Annotated in this window: 10 protein-coding genes and 1 tRNA gene; 6 read left to right on the top strand and 5 right to left on the bottom strand. The window is 60.4% G+C overall.

Annotated features, from left to right (window positions below; translation table 11 throughout):
- Nucleotides 1-152: 152 nt before the first annotated feature.
- The 3 genes from AC0L8G_RS13950 to AC0L8G_RS13940 all read right to left on the bottom strand — a co-directional run bounded on the left by AC0L8G_RS13950 (nucleotide 153) and on the right by AC0L8G_RS13940 (nucleotide 2,867).
- A tRNA-Met gene (locus tag AC0L8G_RS13950) sits at nucleotides 153-229 on the bottom strand.
- 226 nt (nucleotides 230-455) lie between these two features.
- Nucleotides 456-1,601, bottom strand: coding sequence for a ribonuclease D (gene rnd, locus AC0L8G_RS13945; RefSeq protein ID WP_473384787.1), 1,146 nt, complete (start codon nucleotides 1,599-1,601; stop codon nucleotides 456-458).
- A 156-nt stretch (nucleotides 1,602-1,757) separates the two neighbouring features.
- On the bottom strand, nucleotides 1,758-2,867 hold the full coding sequence (locus AC0L8G_RS13940; protein WP_473384786.1) for a S49 family peptidase: 1,110 nt from the start codon (nucleotides 2,865-2,867) through the stop codon (nucleotides 1,758-1,760).
- 204 nt (nucleotides 2,868-3,071) lie between these two features.
- On the opposite strand from AC0L8G_RS13940, the gene aspS reads away from it, so the two are divergent.
- The 6 genes from aspS (at nucleotide 3,072) to ccmI (ending at nucleotide 10,658) form a co-directional block, all read left to right on the top strand.
- Nucleotides 3,072-4,871, top strand: coding sequence for an aspartate--tRNA ligase (aspS, locus tag AC0L8G_RS13935; RefSeq protein WP_473384785.1), 1,800 nt, complete (start codon nucleotides 3,072-3,074; stop codon nucleotides 4,869-4,871).
- A gap of 31 nt (nucleotides 4,872-4,902) precedes the next feature.
- Entirely contained in the window at nucleotides 4,903-6,024 is a 1,122-nt protein-coding gene (locus tag AC0L8G_RS13930) for a M14 family metallopeptidase (protein WP_473384784.1), read from the top strand.
- 93 nt (nucleotides 6,025-6,117) lie between these two features.
- Nucleotides 6,118-8,115: a heme lyase CcmF/NrfE family subunit gene (locus AC0L8G_RS13925; RefSeq protein ID WP_473384783.1), complete on the top strand. Its 1,998-nt coding sequence runs from the start codon at nucleotides 6,118-6,120 to the stop codon at nucleotides 8,113-8,115.
- On the top strand, nucleotides 8,112-8,645 hold the full coding sequence (locus AC0L8G_RS13920; RefSeq protein ID WP_473384782.1) for a DsbE family thiol:disulfide interchange protein: 534 nt from the start codon (nucleotides 8,112-8,114) through the stop codon (nucleotides 8,643-8,645). The genes AC0L8G_RS13925 and AC0L8G_RS13920 overlap by 4 nt, the downstream gene beginning before the upstream one ends.
- Nucleotides 8,642-9,073, top strand: a complete 432-nt coding sequence (locus AC0L8G_RS13915) for a cytochrome c-type biogenesis protein (protein ID WP_473384781.1) — start codon at nucleotides 8,642-8,644, stop codon at nucleotides 9,071-9,073. Before AC0L8G_RS13920 ends, AC0L8G_RS13915 begins: the two co-directional genes overlap by 4 nt.
- Before the next feature lie 25 nt (nucleotides 9,074-9,098).
- On the top strand, nucleotides 9,099-10,658 hold the full coding sequence (gene ccmI, locus AC0L8G_RS13910) for a c-type cytochrome biogenesis protein CcmI (RefSeq protein ID WP_473384780.1): 1,560 nt from the start codon (nucleotides 9,099-9,101) through the stop codon (nucleotides 10,656-10,658).
- 17 nt (nucleotides 10,659-10,675) lie between these two features.
- On the opposite strand, the gene AC0L8G_RS13905 is transcribed toward ccmI, so the two are convergent.
- Together AC0L8G_RS13905 and AC0L8G_RS13900 are read right to left on the bottom strand one after the other, a co-directional pair.
- Nucleotides 10,676-13,231, bottom strand: coding sequence for a cation:proton antiporter (locus tag AC0L8G_RS13905; protein WP_473384779.1), 2,556 nt, complete (start codon nucleotides 13,229-13,231; stop codon nucleotides 10,676-10,678).
- A 93-nt stretch (nucleotides 13,232-13,324) separates the two neighbouring features.
- Complete coding sequence (locus tag AC0L8G_RS13900; protein WP_473388872.1) at nucleotides 13,325-17,260, bottom strand: LVIVD repeat-containing protein; 3,936 nt, start codon at nucleotides 17,258-17,260, stop codon at nucleotides 13,325-13,327.
- Nucleotides 17,261-17,282 lie beyond the last annotated feature (22 nt).

Below are 17,282 nucleotides of genomic sequence, written 5' to 3'. Positions count from 1 at the left end.
CCGGTGCAACTCATCCTGCGCTAAGGGCATTCGAAAAATCTGCGCGTCGCGACAAGCCGCCAGGCGGCATTGTGGCGACGCGTTTTTCGCATAGGCCGCATATTGGCGATCGCCGTAGCGCTAAGAACGTCATTTCAAACGAATGAAAAAATTGGGTGCGGGGAGAGGATTTGAACCTCTGACCTTCAGGTTATGAGCCTGACGAGCTACCGGGCTGCTCCACCCCGCGCCAACTTTGCAAGATCGGTTCCGAAACGGTTGATCTGGCGATCCCGCTGCATTTACTCGGGCGCATCCGGCGCGCCCTGCTAGCGGGAGAGCGGGGTATAGCGAAGCGCGGCGAACCCCGCAAGGCCCGGAAGGCGAATAATTCCAACGTCTGGCGGCTTGCGGATGAGTTTTCGAAGAAGGCTGATGAAATGGGCGTCAGCCGGCGTGATTGGCGGCGGTCTCGCCTAAACGTCGATAATGTCGACGCTGCCTTGTTTCAGCTTCAGGGCGATCTCGCCGCGTTTCAGGCGCAGGGCCGCCTCGCCGAAAATCTCACGGCGCCAGCCTGTCAGCGCCTGGACGTCGGCCTCATCGTCAAAGGCGATGGCTTCAAGGTCGGCGCTTGAGGCAATCAGTTTCGGCGCCACATGAAACGCTTCGCATTGGCGCTTCAGCAGCACCTTCAACAGTTCGACCACATCGGCGGGCGCTCTTTCGCGCTCCTGCTTGTCGATGCTCGGCAGCATGTCGCGCGGCAGTTCCACGCCCTGTTTGATCGCGTCGATAATCGCCGAGCCGGCGCGCGAGCGTTCGAAACCGGAAGGAATGGAGCGGGCGCGCGACAGCGCTTTGGTGTCTTTCGGCTGCAGGCGCGCAAGTTCGAAAATCGATTCGTCTTTCAGGACGCGGCTGCGCGGCACGTCTTTCGATTGCGCTTCGCTTTCGCGCCATTCTGCGAGTTTGATGATGGCGCCGATCTCTTTCGCGCGCACGCCTTTCAGCTTCAGCCGCTTCCAGGCTTTGTCGGGCTGCACATAATAGAGGCCGCCATCGGTGAGCGCCTCCATTTCCTCTTCGACCCAATGCTTGCGCTCGCGCTTTTCCAGCGTCTGGGTGAGCAGCGGATAGGCGTCGCGCAAATGCGTCACATCGGAAAGCGCATAAGAAAGCTGCGCATCGGTCAGCGGCCGGCGGGACCAGTCGGTAAAACGCGATCCCTTGTCGATCTTCGCTTTCAGCAGAGTGCGCATCAGCGGCTCATAGCCGATCTGATCGCCGAAGCCGCAAGCCATGGCGGCGATCTGGGTGTCAAAGAGCGGCGTCGGCACGTCGCCGAGCAGTTTGTAGAAAATTTCAAGATCCTGCCGCGCCGCGTGAAACACTTTCACGACTTTCTTGTCGGCGAGCATTTCCAGGAAGGGCGACAGATCGAGACCATCGGCGAGGGGGTCGATGATCGCCTCATGGTCTGCGGCCGCCGCCTGGATCAGGCAGAGGATCGGCCAATAGGTCTTTTCGCGCATGAATTCCGTATCGACCGCCACATAGGGCTGTTCACGCAGCCCCTTGGTAAACTGGGCCAATTCGTCGGTGGTCGAGATGACTTGCATGCAGCGGGCTTCTATCGGGGCAGGATGGTTGAGACAAGCGGTGTGCGGCGCCGCAAAAAACCGCGCCCCCATTGGGGGCGCGGATATAGGCGTAGCCTGTGGAAAACTTCCCGAATAGATAGGCCGTCCGGGAGCCGGATTAAAGGGCTAAAAGCCCTAAAGTCCGCACAGGGAGGTCATGGATTGAGCGGAAAGCGCCACCGGACCTGATTTCAGCTCGCCGCAGACAGCGGCCTGATGAGCTGCTTCCAGCCGTCCGGTGCCGATCGCGGCCAAGGTCGCCCCGAACATCTTTTCGAGGGTCGATTTCTCGATTTCCGGCGGGGACACCAGCTTCCAGTCGTCGCCCTCTGCGCCGATTTCACCGGCGATATAGGCGAGGGTCTCCTGATAGGTCTTGGTGCCGTCAATATAGCCATGCTGCTGGGCGATATCGTTGCCGAACACCATCGCGCCATATTCGCCGACCAGCGCCTCACGCTTAAGCGGCCGGTTGGATGTCACATGGTCCAGGAACTTGTCGTAAAATTCCTTCGCCGTGGCCTCGAGCAGGGATTTCTCGCGCTCGGTCATAGGACGGAACGGGTTGCCGAGATCCTTGCCCTCGCTCGCGGCGATGACGGTTGATTTGATGCCGCCGCGGGTGGTGATGCCGGTCCCGAACAGGCCGCCATCGATCGCTACGGGATCATCGAAATACAGGAAATTGCCGAAGATCACGCCGACACTGCCGATCAGGCTGCCTTCATCGGCGAAAATCTTGTCTGCGGCCGCTGTGGACCAGACGCCGCCAGAGGCGGAGAGGGTGTCCACATGGGCGATGATTGGTTTGCCAGAAGCTTTGACCGCCAGAACGCCGTCATGGATCGCTTCGCTGCCGACGATGGAGCCGCCGGGCGTGGTGACAAACAGCATCACCGCTTTCACTTTGTCATTCTTGGCGGCGTCGAGAAGCTGTTGCTTCACTTCATAGCCATAGGTCACGGCCTGAATGGATGAGAAAAAGTTCGATCCCTCATCAGCTGGCGGGTGGGTCAGGATCGGGCCTTTGATATCCACGCGCAGGATCGCATTTTCACTGTCTTTTTCGCCATAGACGGTTTTTGAAACCGGGGTTTTCACAGCGGTCTTGCCGCTGGCGCCCGCGCCTGCGCCGGCGACAACGCCGACCCCGCAGGAAAACAGTCCGATAACCAGAATGCCGCCAACGATCATTTTCACGACCATGCGGAACAGGTCAGGTAGTAAAGGTGGTCTTTCAGCCATATCGCCCTCCAATGCTGCAACAGTATTAACTATATGGGGTCTTAGGGCCACCATTCGAGATGTAAAGGGACTTTGACACCCCGCGCCGCCAATTTGCGTCGCCAAAGTGGGCGGGGAATGTGGGGCGGGGCGCGGCTCGCCATGGCCTTGACATTACGGGGCGTAGTCGCCACTCCGGCGCGACCGATTTACTTGAGGAATTCCATGCACGCCTATCGTAGCCACACCTGTGGAAAATTGCGCAAATCCGAGGTTGGACAGACTGTTCGCCTTTCCGGTTGGGTCCATCGCAAGCGCGATCACGGCGGATTGCTGTTCATCGATCTGCGCGATCATTATGGCTTGACGCAGCTTGTGGTTGAGCCGGAGGCGCCGTTCTTCGCCGAGATCGAACGAGTGCGTCAGGAAAGCGTGATCCGGATCGACGGCCGCGTGGTCGCCCGCGACGGCGATGCGGTGAATCCGAACCTGCCGACCGGCGAGATCGAAGTCCGGATCGATGCGTTTGAATTGATGTCCGCAGCGGAAGAATTGCCGCTGCCGGTGTTTGGCGAGCCGGACTATCCCGAAGACATCCGCATGCGTCATCGCTATCTCGATTTGCGCCGCGAGACTTTGCACCGGAACATTATGGTCCGCGCGCAGATTATTCGCGAAATTCGCAACGGCATGGAAAAAGCCGGCTTCACCGATTTCCAGACGCCGATCCTGACAGCCTCCAGCCCGGAGGGCGCGCGCGACTTCCTCGTGCCGTCGCGTCTGCATCCCGGAAAATTCTACGCGTTGCCGCAGGCGCCGCAGATCTTCAAGCAATTGATCATGGTCTCGGGCTTTGATCGTTATTATCAGATTGCGCCATGCTTCCGCGATGAAGATGCGCGCGCCGACCGGTCCGCCGGTGAATTCTATCAGCTCGACCTTGAGATGAGCTTTGTCGAGCGCGCCGACGTGTTCGATGCGGTGGGTCCGGTGATGGAACAGACCTTTAAGGCGTTTGCCGGTGATCGCGCCGTGACGTCATATCCGTTCCCGCTGATCCCTTATGACGTTTCGATGCTGAAATACGGCACCGACAAGCCGGACCTTCGTTGTCCGCTCGAAATGCAGGTGGTCTCCGATCATTTCCGCGGCTCGGGCTTCAAGATTTTCGCCTCGATCCTCGACGCGGATCCGCGCCACGAAATCCGCGCCATCCCGGCGCCGGGCGGCGGGTCGCGCGCCTTCTGCGACCGGATGAATTCCTTCGCCCAGAAGGAAGGCCTGCCGGGCATGGGCTACATGATCTTCGACGAAAACGAAGTGAAAGGCCCGCTGGCGAAAAATATCGGGCCGGAGCGTTCAGAAGCGGTGCGCGCGCAACTGGGCCTCAAGGCCGGCGACGCCGCCTTCTTCCTCGCGGGCAAGCCGGAAGAATTTCAGGCCGTCGCCGCGAAGGCGCGAGTCGCGATTGGCGAGGAATTGAACCTTTCCAAAAAGGACAGCTTCGAGCTGGCCTGGATCGTCGACTTCCCGATGTATGAATGGGACGAAGAAAACAAAAAGGTCGAGTTCGGTCACAACCCGTTCTCCATGCCGCAAGGCGGCCTCGAGGCGCTCGAAGCGGCGCATACGGATGAAGAGAAGCTGAAGATCAAAGCCTATCAGTATGATCTTGTCTGCAACGGCTATGAACTCGGCTCCGGCGCGATCCGGAACCACCGTCCCGACATCATGTACAAGGCCTTCGACATCGCCGGCTACGGCAACGATGTGGTCGAGGACAAATTCGGCGGCATGCTCAACGCATTCAAATATGGTGCGCCCCCGCATGGCGGCTGCGCCATGGGTATTGAGCGCATCGTCATGCTGCTATGCGATCAATTGAATATCCGCGAAGTGACCATGTTCCCGATGACGCAGCAGGCCGAAGATCTGTTGCTGGATGCGCCGGCGGAAGCCTCCGCCGCGCAGCTCAAGGATGTTCACATCCGTGTCGTCATGCCGATCACGGAGAAGAAAGACTAATAGTTTTCACGTAAGCCAGCAGGGATGCGTAATGATTACGATCACAAGCGATTTCGACAGCGGCAATATCAACTGCATCGACGCTGCAGATGCGTCGAATATCCAGCTTGAGATCAATCCTGACGGCAAGGCGGATTTCTTTCAGTGGTTTTTCTACAAGGTTGAGGGCGCCGAGCGCGCGTCGCTGACCATGCGGCTCAAAAACGCTCATGGCGCATCCTATGCGGGCGGCTGGAACGGCTATCGCGCCGTCGCCTCCTATGATCAGGAAGAATGGTTCCGGGTGGAGACGTCTTATGACGGACGCGAACTGGTCATTCGCCATCAGCCCGAACAGGACACGGTTTACTACGCCTTTTTCGCGCCTTACCCGACCAGCCGTTACCGCACCTATATTGAGAGCGTTAAAGCGGCGCCGGAGCTTTCGCATCAGGTCATCGGCAAAACGCTGGATGGTCAGGAGATCGACTATTTCCGCGCCGGAACGGGACCTCGCCAATTCTGGGTGATTGCGCGCCAGCATCCCGGCGAGACCATGGGCTCGTGGTGGATGGAAGGTTTCCTTGAGGCCGTGACCGACGAAAACAACGCCGCGGCCAAAACGCTTCTGGAAAAGACGACGCTCCATATCATTCCCTGCATGAATCTCGACGGGTCGAAACGCGGCCATCTGCGCACCAATGCTGCGGGCAAGGATTTGAACCGCGCCTGGCGCAATGCGAGCATGGAGGAAAGCCCGGAAGTGTTTCTCGTGCGCGAAGCCATGCGCGACAGCGGCGTCGATTTCTTTCTCGACGTACATGGCGACGAAAACATTCCCAATAACTTCCTAATGAGCGCTCAGGGCGTTCCGTCATGGGATGCCCGTCACGAAAAACTGTTCAACGGTTTTTCAGCGCGCATGCTCGAAGTCTCCAAGGACTTCCAGACCGAGCAGGGATATCCGATACCCGCGCCCGGCAAAGCCAATCTCGATATCGCCAATTCCTATGTCGGCGAAACCTGGAATTGCCTGTCGATGACTCTCGAAATGCCGTTCAAGGATGCGAATGTGAATCCGGACCCGGTCTATGGCTGGTCTCCGGCGCGCTGCCGCCAATTTGCGCGCGAGCATTTGACCGTAATGGCTGAATTCGTGGATATCGTTCGCTAGGCAGGGCGAAACAGCGCGGTTTTACCGCGCGTACAAGTCTCGCGAAGGCCGGGCAAATCCGCTAGAAAGGCCCCGCAGTCAGCGGCAGACACTATGACCCCCGAAATCGGCCATTTTGCGCTCATCCTCGCCTTCGCAATCGCAGCAGCGCAATCCATCGCGCTTTTCGCCGGCGCGCGCGGTGATGACGCCGGCTTTGCGGTGTTTGGCAGGCGCGCGGCGATTGTCGTCTTCGCGCTGGTGGTGATCGCCTTTGCGAGCTTGATGCACGCATTTGCGATTTCCGATTTCTCGGTCGTCAATGTGTTCGAGAACTCCCATTCGGCAAAACCGTTCATCTACAAACTCACCGGCACATGGGGCAATCACGAGGGGTCGATGCTGCTCTGGGTGTTGATCCTCACTTTGTTCAGTGCTGTGCTGGCGGCGCAGGGCAAAGCGGCGCCGCGCGATCTGCATTTGCTGACGCTTGGCGTGCAGGCGCTGATCATCACGGCGTTTCTTGCGTTTATTCTGTTCACGTCCAATCCGTTTCTGCGCCTTTTCCCGGCGCCGCTGGATGGAACGGGGCTCAATCCGTTGTTGCAGGATCCCGGTCTCGCGATCCATCCGCCATTTCTTTATCTCGGCTATGTCGGGTTTTCGATTCCGTTTTCCTTTGCGGTCGCGGCGCTGATCCGCGGCAAGGCGGATACGGTCTGGGCGCGGCTGGTCCGCCCCTGGGCGCTGATCGCCTGGGTGTTCCTGACCATCGGCATCACGCTTGGCAGCTGGTGGGCGTATTACGAGCTTGGCTGGGGCGGCTGGTGGGCGTGGGACCCGGTGGAGAACGCTTCCTTCATGCCATGGCTGGCGGGCACGGCGCTTATTCACTCCATTCGCGTGGTTGAGCGCCGCGACGCCATGAAAGGCTGGGCGGTCTTGCTCGCCATCACCGCGTTTTCGCTCAGTTTGGTTGGCACCTTCCTGGTGCGCTCCGGCGTGCTGACATCGGTGCACGCCTTCGCCGTCGACCCGGCGCGCGGCGTCTTCATTCTCGCAATCCTCGTGGCGGCGATTGGCGGCTCGCTTTCGGTCTTTGCATTGCGCGCCAATTCCCTGAGCGCGACCGGCGCTTTTGCCCCGGTCAGCCGTGAAGGCGCGCTGGTGGTCAATAATGTGTTGTTGCTGGTCGCCTGCGCCGTGGTCTTTGTCGGCACGTTTTATCCGCTCTTTATCGATGTCTTGTCCGGTGAAAAAATCTCCGTTGGCGCGCCTTACTTCAATATGGTGTTTTCCAAGATCGCCGGGATCACGATGGTGCTTGCCGCCGTGGGCGGATTGCTCGCCTGGAAGAAGGGCGATTTGCCCGCCAGCCTGAAACGGCTCGTTCCGGCCGGCGCCGCCGCTATCGTCGCGGCTCTTCTGGTGCTGTTTCTCGCCGACCGCGCGCGGGTTACCGGCGCCGTCGCCTTTGCGCTTGTGGTCTGGCTCGCGGGCGGCGCCGCCATCGACATCGCATCGCGCATCAAACTGTTTCGTGCGCCCGCCGGCGATAGCTGGGGACGCGCCAAAGGCCTTCCCGGCGCCGCATGGGGCGCCGCCATCGCCCATGCGGGGCTTGCGCTGTTTGCGCTCGGCGCCGTCGGCCTCAGCCTTTGGAAATCGGAAACTGTCGTGTTGATGGCCGAAGGCGACACAGCGGAAGTCGCCGGTTACGCGGTCACCCTGCAATCGGTGGAGCGCATCGCCGGGCCGAATTACGATGCGGAACGCGCGGTGTTTCTCGCCAAAAAAGGCGGCGACAGTTTTACGCTCTCCGGTGAACGGCGCTACTATCCGATCCGCACCATGGAAACCACGGAAGCGGCGATCCGCAGTCACGGACCGGGCGATCTTTATATTTCCTTTGGCGAGAACCAGACCGGCAATGGCTGGCCGGTGCGGCTGTTCTTCAATCCGTTTGTCGGATGTTTATGGTGGGGCGCCGCCGTCACCGCTTTTGGCGGGTTCGTCGCGTTTGGCGATCGCGGGCGCAAGCCGGCGAAATTGCGCAAGCCGCAGGCAAAACCCGTCATGCCCGACAATCCGCCGGAGGCGGCCCCCGCATGAGACGCATCGTTTTCCTTTTTCCGATTGTGGTGTTCGCGATTATCGGTGCGTTTTTCGCCTATGGGCTGACGCGCGATCCGTCGAACATTCCGTCGCAGTTAATCGACCGTCCGCTTCCGGCTTTTGACCTTCCCGCCATTCAAGGCATGTCGGAAGGGATGTCTACGGACGATATTAAAGGCGAAGTGGCGCTGGTGAATGTCTTCGCCTCATGGTGCATCAGTTGCCATGTGGAGCATCCGGTGCTGATGCAGCTGTCTAAGGCCGGCGCGGTGCCGATCTATGGCCTCAACTGGAAAGACAAGCCCGGCGACGGCAAGGCCTGGCTCGACCGTTACGGCAATCCCTATCTGCGTATCGGCGACGACGCCCAGGGCCGCGTTGCGATTGACCTCGGCGTCACCGGCGCGCCCGAAACCTTTGTCATCGACAAGGAAGGGCGGGTGCGGTTCAAGGTCATCGGACCGATCACCGAGCAATATTGGGTTGAAACGCTTGAACCCCTGATCGAAAAGTTGCGCCGCTCATGAGATTGGTCGCTTTTCTCGCAGCATTGCTTTTGGCGGGCGCGGCGTTCGCCGCTGAACCCGATGAGTTGCTGGCCGATCCGGCGCTGGAGGCGCGCGCGGAAAAAATCGATGCGCAATTGCGCTGCGTCGTTTGTCAAAGTCAGTCGATTGCGGAATCGAACGCGCCTCTGGCGAAGGATTTGCGCATTCTGGTGCGCGAGCGCATCGCCATGGGCGAGAGCGACAAGGCGGTGATCGACTATGTGGTTGAACGCTATGGCGACTATGTGTTGCTGAAACCGCCGGTGCAGGGGAACACGCTTTTTCTTTGGGGATTTCCCATGCTGGCTTTGTTGATGGGCGGCGCTGGCGCCTTTTTCTTTTGCGCGGGACCAGAATGCCAGCCGTGTCGACCGCGCCTTTATCCGACGATGACGAAGAAGAGTTGAAGCGCATATTGGAAGAGCGCGGCTGATGCTTTGGATCGTCTTTCTCGTGCTCGTCGCGCTTGTCTTGTTCGCATTGGTCGAGCCGTTTTTCCGCGCCCCCAAGCGCGCCGATCATCTTGATGAGCAGGATTATCTGGCGGCGCAGCTGACTGACATAGAGCGTGATCTTGCTGCTGGCCTGATCAGCAAGGAAGAAGCCGCCATCGCCGACACCGAAGCCCGGCGCCGCTTATTGGCGGCGCATCGCGCAGCGGAAAAGACGGCGCCGGCGCCCGCCAGCCCGATGGCGCGCCAGCTCACCACCATGTTGGTGGCCGCCGCGCCCGCCGTCGCTTTCGCGCTCTATCTGGCGCTCGGCAATCCGGCGCAGAAGCAGACCGACGAAGGGCTTTCCATCGCCGCGAGGCAACCGGCGTCAAGCGCCAGCGCCAGGCCGCTGGCGGAATCGGTCGCGACGCTTGAGGCGCGGCTGAAAGACAATCCGGACAGTCTCGATGACTGGGTGATGCTGGCGGAAAGCTACGCCAATCTGAACCGGTTCGCCGAAGCGGCGACGGCCTTTGCGCGCGCGCGCGAGCTGGCGCCGAACGAAGCGCATCTGCATGCGGCGGAGGGCGAATCCATCGCCATGGCGGCGGGCGGCATTGTGAACGCGGCTTCGCGCGAGGCGTTTGCGCGGGCATTGGCGATTGACGGGAGTGAGCCGCGGGCGCGGTTTTATCTCGCCATCGGCGCATATCAGGAAGGCCGCCGCGAGGAAGCGCTTGAGGCGTTGATCGCGATTGAAAAGGAAGCCCCGCCAGACGCCGGTTGGCTGCCCGTGGTGCGTTCACAGATTGAAACAATCTCGACGGAACTGGGCCGGCCGGTCGCCGCTGCGCAGACAAACACCGATGCGCTTGAAGCGGAGATTGCGGCGGGCGATGCGCCTTATGAGCGATGGATTGAACTGATTAACGCCTATGCACAAGCGGGCGATATGGACAAGGCGAAAGACGCGGCCGCCCGCGCCAAGGCGCGTTACGCCGGCGCGCCTTTTGTGTTGCAGGCGATTGCAAAAGCCGAGGCGTCGCTGGCGACCGGCGAGACTGCGCCGCGCGGACCGACGGCCGATCAGATGCAGGCGGCGCAGGATATGACGCCGGCGGAGCGCGCGATGATGATCGAGGGCATGGTGTCCGGTCTCGCCGCACGGCTGGAAGAAACACCGGACGATCTTGAAGGCTGGACCATGTTGGCGCGGTCTTACGGCGTGATGGGCGAGTTTCAAAAAAGCGCTGACGCCTTTGCGCGCGCCAGCGCCCTGGCGCCCGACGACATCAATTTGCGCCTCGGTCGCGCGGAAGCATTGTTGAACGGATTGAACGCCGCGGGCGAGCCGATAGGCGGGGAAGCGGAAGCGGCGGTCGCGGATATCGCGCAGCGCGCGCCGGACCATCCTTTCGCGCTTTACTTTCAGGGACTGGCGGCAAGCCAGCGCGGCGACAAAGCGGCGGCGCGCGAATTTTGGACGCAACTGAAACAGGGCATGCCCGCAGATGCGCCTGAAACCGCGCAGATCCAGCAGATGATTGACGCGCTATAAGGCGCTTCTGTCGCCGGTCAGATATCGATCCCGGCCATGAAGTCCGCCGAGGGCGTGCGCGACGACATGTCGATGCGGACATTTCCGTCCAGCCGTTCCTCCGCGATCTTGCCGATTTTCGCTCGCAAAGCGGGATGGCGTTTGACGAAATCCGCAAAATCGCGCCGCTTTAAGGCCAGCAAGGTTGAAAAGCCCAGCGCCTCAACATCCGCATTGCGCGGCTGGTCGGTGATCAGCGCCAGTTCGCCGAAGAAATCTCCCGTGCCGAGTGTTACGTCCTTGTCCTTCAAAATGACGCGCACGGCGCCGTCAGCGATGAAAAACATTTCCTCGCCAATGTCGCCGCTGGTGATGATGCGGTCGCCGGGAATGAAGAACCTCGTCTTCAAAAGGCGCGCCAGGCGCTTTTGCTGTTTTGCATCCAGCTCGTCGAAGAAAGGCGCCTTGGCGACAAGCTCCGCCGTGTTGAACTTCAGTCGCAAGGGCGGCAACCGGGCCTCCCGCGCGCCGGCGCTCTCCAACCCCTTGACCAGATCGCCGTGTATTTCCGGTCCGATGATCGACTGATCAAGCAACCGGTCATAGGCGCTTTCTTCGAGCCGTTGACCGGCGAGCGCAAGGTCGCGCCGGTGCAGGGCGGTTGCGTAATCGGGATATTGTTTGGCGAGCGCCTCTGCGTTTTGCGAAACAATGGAAAAGCGTTCTTCGAAAAATTGCCGGAAGCGCGCCCGCGCATTGACCGGCAACAGCGCTTCGATTTCCGTGACGCCGGTTTCATTTTGCTCGCGCAGAACCTGCCGGATGAATTCCAGCACGCCGAGACGGCGCGCGAGCAGCCCCGCAAGCGGGCGCGTGACGCCGAAATTGCGTTGGGCGCTGAGGGCGTTGCGAAAGCGCCGGCGATAGGCGACGCCTTTCAGCGCCGCTTCGCGCCAGTTAAAGGGCTCTGCTTTCACCGCTTCGATAATGTCGTCGAGGCGCGCCAGCGCTTCCTGCAATTGCGCGCTTGTGGTGAACCCCTCGCCAAAGCGGGTGAGATACATCTGCCGTTCCTGCGCCAGCGCCATGGCGAGGCCGGTGCGCACCCAGTCGTCGGGAGAAAGTTCGCCCCCGGCGCTTCGGCTTTGCGCTTTGCTCGCCGCGTCGCCAAACCGCTGCAAGGCTGCGGCGCGCTCGCCCGGCTCGATTTCGTGAAATGCAGCGAAGCGGTCGAGATCCGCGGAAACGCTTTGCAAGGCGCTGGCGACAGAACGATCACGCAAGGCCTGATCCGCCGGCGATAATTTATCGAGGCCGAACACCCGCATCAGCGCATGAATGGTCGTCGCCTGAATGAGCAGGGTGAACAACACATAGCTGGTGACAAGGACCGCGATGAAGGCTCGTCCATCCTGCGGAATTTCCTGGGTTTCCATGACGATCAGCGCAAGCGCCAGTGAAACGGCGCCGCGCAACCCGCCCCAGAACATGATGGTCTTGTAGCCGCCGCTGACTTTTTGCCTGGCGCTGAACCGGTCGAGCAGTGGCAGCAGCACATAAAGAATGAAAGCGCGCGCCGCCGTCGCTGCGACAATCACCAGCAAGATGTCGTCCAGATAATCGAGCACATGGGGGCCCAGCATGCGCGGCACGGCGAGGCCGACCAGCATGAAGATCAGCGAGGTCGCCCAGAAGCCGAGCTGATGCCAGGCATGCTCCACCTCTACAAAGACTTGCGGCGGAATTTGCCTGCGCCCGACGGAGCCGATGGTGAGGCCGGCGGCGACGACCGCCATCACGCCGGAGACATGGAGAAAATGCTCGGCGACCACAAAAGCCACAAAGGGCAGGGTGACGGTGAAAGTCAGTATGATCATCGTATCGCGCCGGAATGCGCGCATCAGCCAGACCGCGGGCCGGGCGATGACCACGCCGACCGCGACGCCGCCGAGAAACACGATGAGAAATTGCAGCGCGCTGGCCGCAATATTGGGGGATGCGCCCTGCGCCAGCATGGCGATGAAGATCGAGGAGATGACGATGGCCGTTGCGTCATTGAACAGGCTTTCGCCTTCCACCAGCACGGTCAATCGCTTCGGCGCATTCAAATCCTTGAACAAGGCGATGACGGCGACCGGATCGGTGGCGGAAACAATCGCGCCGAGGAGGAGGCACACGACCAGCGCCATGCCGGAAAGCGCCCAGACCGACAGACCTACAATCGCCGTGGATATGGCGACGCCGACAATTGCAAGAAACAGGATCGAACGCATATCCTCCATCAGTTTGCGCAGATCGAGCGACATGGCGCTTTCAAAGACCAGCGCGGGCAGGAAAAGGAACAAGATGACATCGGAGGTGATGCGCAAGCCGCCAACCGCCTGCACCATCTGCATCCATACCGAGCCGCCGCCGTGACTGTCATGGGGGTCATGGGCCGTTTCGCCGGCGCCAAGATATTGCGCCACAAAGCCGAGCGTGATGCCGACAACCGCCAGCAATACCGTGTAAGGAATATTGCTGCGCCGTGCGACCGGCAACAGCAGCACCGCAACCGTCAACATGGCTGCAAGTCCAAAGACCACGCCCCACATGGTCGCACCCCGCTATGTAAACGCCGCCAATTCGCCCCGGCGGCAAACACGTTGCTGGACATGCCAGCGCCGCGCCCCAAAAATCAGTCTAGCCTATCTTCCGCCGCGTTTCACACTTGTTTCCGATTGTGCGCCGCGGGATCTTTCGTCGACTTCATCGCTGACGAAATAGGGTTCGCCATTTTCCTTCAGGAACAAGCGCTCCATTTCGGGCCGGGTGAAGGGCCGCGAGCCGTAACGGCCGAACACCGCCATCTGGTGGCCGGTTTCATCGACGGCGCGGTCGCGATCGATGCCTTTGGAGAGGGCGAGCGCCGGTTTCGGGGTTTTCGCCCAAGCGATTATTTCCGGCTTCGGCGCCGGGGAGAAGCCGTAAAAATTCGGCTGCGAGGATGGGCTGGTCAGTTGCAGCACTTTCATCCCGTTCTTCCCATCCGCCACATAAGCAAACAGCGAGGCGTTGGTGGTCGCGACGATCACATCGCGAGCGTCGTTGAGCGCGCCGCCTCCGGTGAATTTCTGGTAGAGCGCCGGGGCTTCCGGGTTTTTGATGTCGATGATGGCGAGGCCTTCGCCCTTCGCCGCCACATAGGCGTAGGTTCTCGCGAGGTAAAGTTTTTGCGCATCGGCCAGCGCAACACTAGCGCCTTCGATGCGTTTCGGCGTTGCAAGGGTCGTGACGTCGAAAACTTTCAGCCCTTGCGCGTCCGTCACGAAGAGATAGCGGAATTGCAGCACGCTGGCGCGCATATCTGTGACCGGGATGACGGTTTCGGTTTTCGGGTTGAGCGGATCATCGAGATTGACCACCACAAGACCGGCGTCGGCGGCGATATAGGCGTAATGACCGCCCAGCGTGATATGGCGCGCGCCATTCAAGACGCCGTTTTCGTTCCAGGTGACGGCGCGTTTGAAGAAGTTGTTGCGCGGCTCCCCATCGGCCAGCGTATCGACGTCAACGAGGATCAAGCCTTCTTCCGCGTCGGTGATGATCGCATAGTGATAAATCGGGTGGAAGGCCTGCTCATTGTTCATCTTGCGCAAGTCTTCGGTGTTGCGCGCGGGATTGATTGGCTGGTTGGTGGCGAGCGCCATGCAGGTCGCGTTTTTAGAGCCCACATGAGTGTCGTGCCCGAGCGGCGAGAAGGGCGCTGTCAGGATGCGTTCCGACAGGCCCTTATTGGCGATTGACGCCACGTCATAGGCGCGGAAGCCGCCCTTGCCCTCGGCGGCGAACAGATATTCCCCGCGCAATTGCAGGCAATTGACCGCGCCGCCGGCGTCTTGTGTGACATTGGCGATTTCTTCCAGCGCGCCGGTCTCGCCAGAGAGACCCTCGCCGAATGTTTCGCCGCGCGTCCAGTTCACCAGTTCGCGGCCATTCCGCTCCACATGAGCGTTATAATAATCCGGATACGCATATTTATGCAGGTAAGACCCAAACACCGCCTGGGGCTCGTCCCATTCGGTGACCCGCACAGCTTCGATGGCGCCATCAAGGCCGGTATAGGCGTGCATGCCAACAAAGTTCACGAAATTGGTGCCGAGCAACATTAACTGCGCCATGATGGCGTTATTGTCATTGTCGGCGGAGAGGTGACAATCTGTGCAGGTCTTTGTTTCGGTCTTGCGCACCGTATGGGGGAAATGCGGCGCGAAGGCCTGGCTTGAGAAACCGGCGGCGGAAATCGGCGGCTGCTGCACATAGATGCGCTCGCGATTGACATTGGTCGAAGACAGCACCAGCGCCGAGGAAGATCGCACTGGCGCGACGGTGTTGTTCTTGGTGTCCTGATGCTTGCCGAGCTGGAACATCTGATCGCGCGCCACTTGCGGGTTGTAGGTCGCGTAGTTGCGCGTCGCGCCGCCTTCATATTTATGCGACTCCGCCTGCCAGTTCGCCTCGATCGGCAAATGGCAACCGCCGCAGGAGGTGGTCCAGGAGAGATGGCAGGTATAGCACTCCATCTCATCATCATTATGAGCGAGGTTCGCCTTGTCGGATTTGACGCCCCAATTGAGCGCGCCGTCCTCGCCCAGCGATATGGTTTTCGCCCGAGCGGATTTGGCGTTGTAATTGGCCGAACCCGGCGTCACCGAGTCTTTCACCAGCGAGACTTCCCATTCAAGATCGGGATCGATGATGGATCGCTGCACCAGCACATTGCGGCCGCGTTTTTTCATCCATTCAAAGCGGTTGCGCCCGTCGGGGTTTTTCAACACGGCGAGATCGCGTCCATAGGGGCCTGCGGCAGGGCCGGTGGTTTTCAAGCTTGGATAGTCGCTCGCGGTTCCGTGGCAATCCTGACAGCGTATTTCGACTGCGCTGGCGACTTCGCCATGGATGTAGCCGGTGCCATGGCTGTCCTGCGCATAGTGACAGTCGGCGCATTGCATGCCGACTTCGGCGTGGATCGACATCATGTGCACCGATTTGCCGGGATTAGTCCCGGCCTCGACAAACTTTCCTTCATCGCCCTTGCGCCATTTTTCCGGATCGTCATTGGCGACGATGTTTCCGTCAGCGTCGAGGAGATTGCCTTCGCGGTCGCGCTTCAAAATCGCGCGGAAGTTCCAGCCATGGCCGTGATAGTCAGCGAATTGCGTATCCTTGAGCTCGGCATTGAGGTCGTAGACATCGCGAAGGAAATCAAGATCCGCCCATTTGCCGCGCGGCGCGGCGCCTTCCGGATTGCGGTCGAGCACATGGCGCACTTCTTCGCTGGTCGGATATTTCTGATCCTCCGGCCACATGAAGGGCGCGTCGGATTCATAGTCCCACATGGTGTAGCCGAGATAGCTATTCAAAAACATGTTCGGCTGGTGCATGTGACAAATCATGCACTGGGATGTCGGGATGGCGCGGGTGAACGAATGTTGCAGCGGATGGCCCGGCTCGTTTTTCGGGATGGTCGGGTCTTTCGTAATCGTCTCGCCGTCGCGTCCATATTGCGCATAGGTCAGCGCATGGCGCGGCTCGCGGTCATTGGCGTAGACCACATGGCACGAGGCGCAGCCCGATGAGCGGTAGTCGCCCGGATTGTCATTTGTGCCGAGGAACCAGGTGAACGGATCATTGAGGCGCGTCTTGTGGATGTTGAGCACGGGAATGGCGACGCGCAGGCCGGTGCCCGGTCCGCGGTTTGACTGGCGGATATCCGGGCGGCCCGGCTCTTCAAGGCGCTGCAACTGGCCGGCGGGGTTGGGCAAGCCGACTTCAGCGAATTGCGTCAGGATGTTGCGGCCGCCGCGTTCGAAGACGCGGAAAATATCTGCAGGCGGAATGACTTGCCAGGTTGGCAGCGGCGCCAGGAAGGGAAGGGCGCCGCGAAGCTGCGCCGCTTCCGATGGCGTGGTCGGACAGCCCATTGTTTTTTCATAGGGCGGTTGATCGTCAACCGGTTCGCCGGGTGAGCAGATGACGGCGGCTTCGCCGTCGCGCGTATAGGATTCGCCGAGCACATATTTTTTGAAAGGCAAGATGCCGTTATTATACGCCGCGCCGCCCCACAACATGGCGCCGGTCGCCATCATCGAGCGTTCGGAAGCCAGAATTTCGCGCATATGGCAATTGCCGCAGGATTCCCGAGCGACGCGGTAGTCGGAAGGATTCACAAAGCGGATGAACTCCGGTGATTCCTTGTTGAGCAACGCAAAGGAATGCTTTGGGTTCGCGGAATGGGGAAAGTGCCAGCTTTCCGGATATTTGGGCAGGACATGGGCGCGGTTTCGCGCGTCGTCATAAGCGTCCGTATGGTTCGTTAGCCCGGTGGCGAAGACATTGGCGTTGCCGCCGTGACAGTCGGCGCAGCCAAGTCGCAAATCAGCGGCCGGATTGTGCATGGTCGGCGCGTCGGTGGCGCTGTGACAGGTCAGGCAACCCGCGCTTTTTGCATCGGCCTGTTCCTGCGTCTGATAAACCGGGGCGTGCGGCGCGGTGACCAGCGAGTAATCGCGCTCCACCGGTTTTTCTTCGTCGGCGGCGAATGCGGCGCCGGAGGCGATTGCAACGGCGAAAGCGAGCGCGATTCTCCTCCCCCATTTATGGGGG

It is taken from the genome of Hyphococcus sp. D3-15 (genome assembly GCF_055809375.1).
Note: the sequence above shows the minus strand (reverse complement) of the source record. Positions and strands in the feature narration are given on the sequence as shown.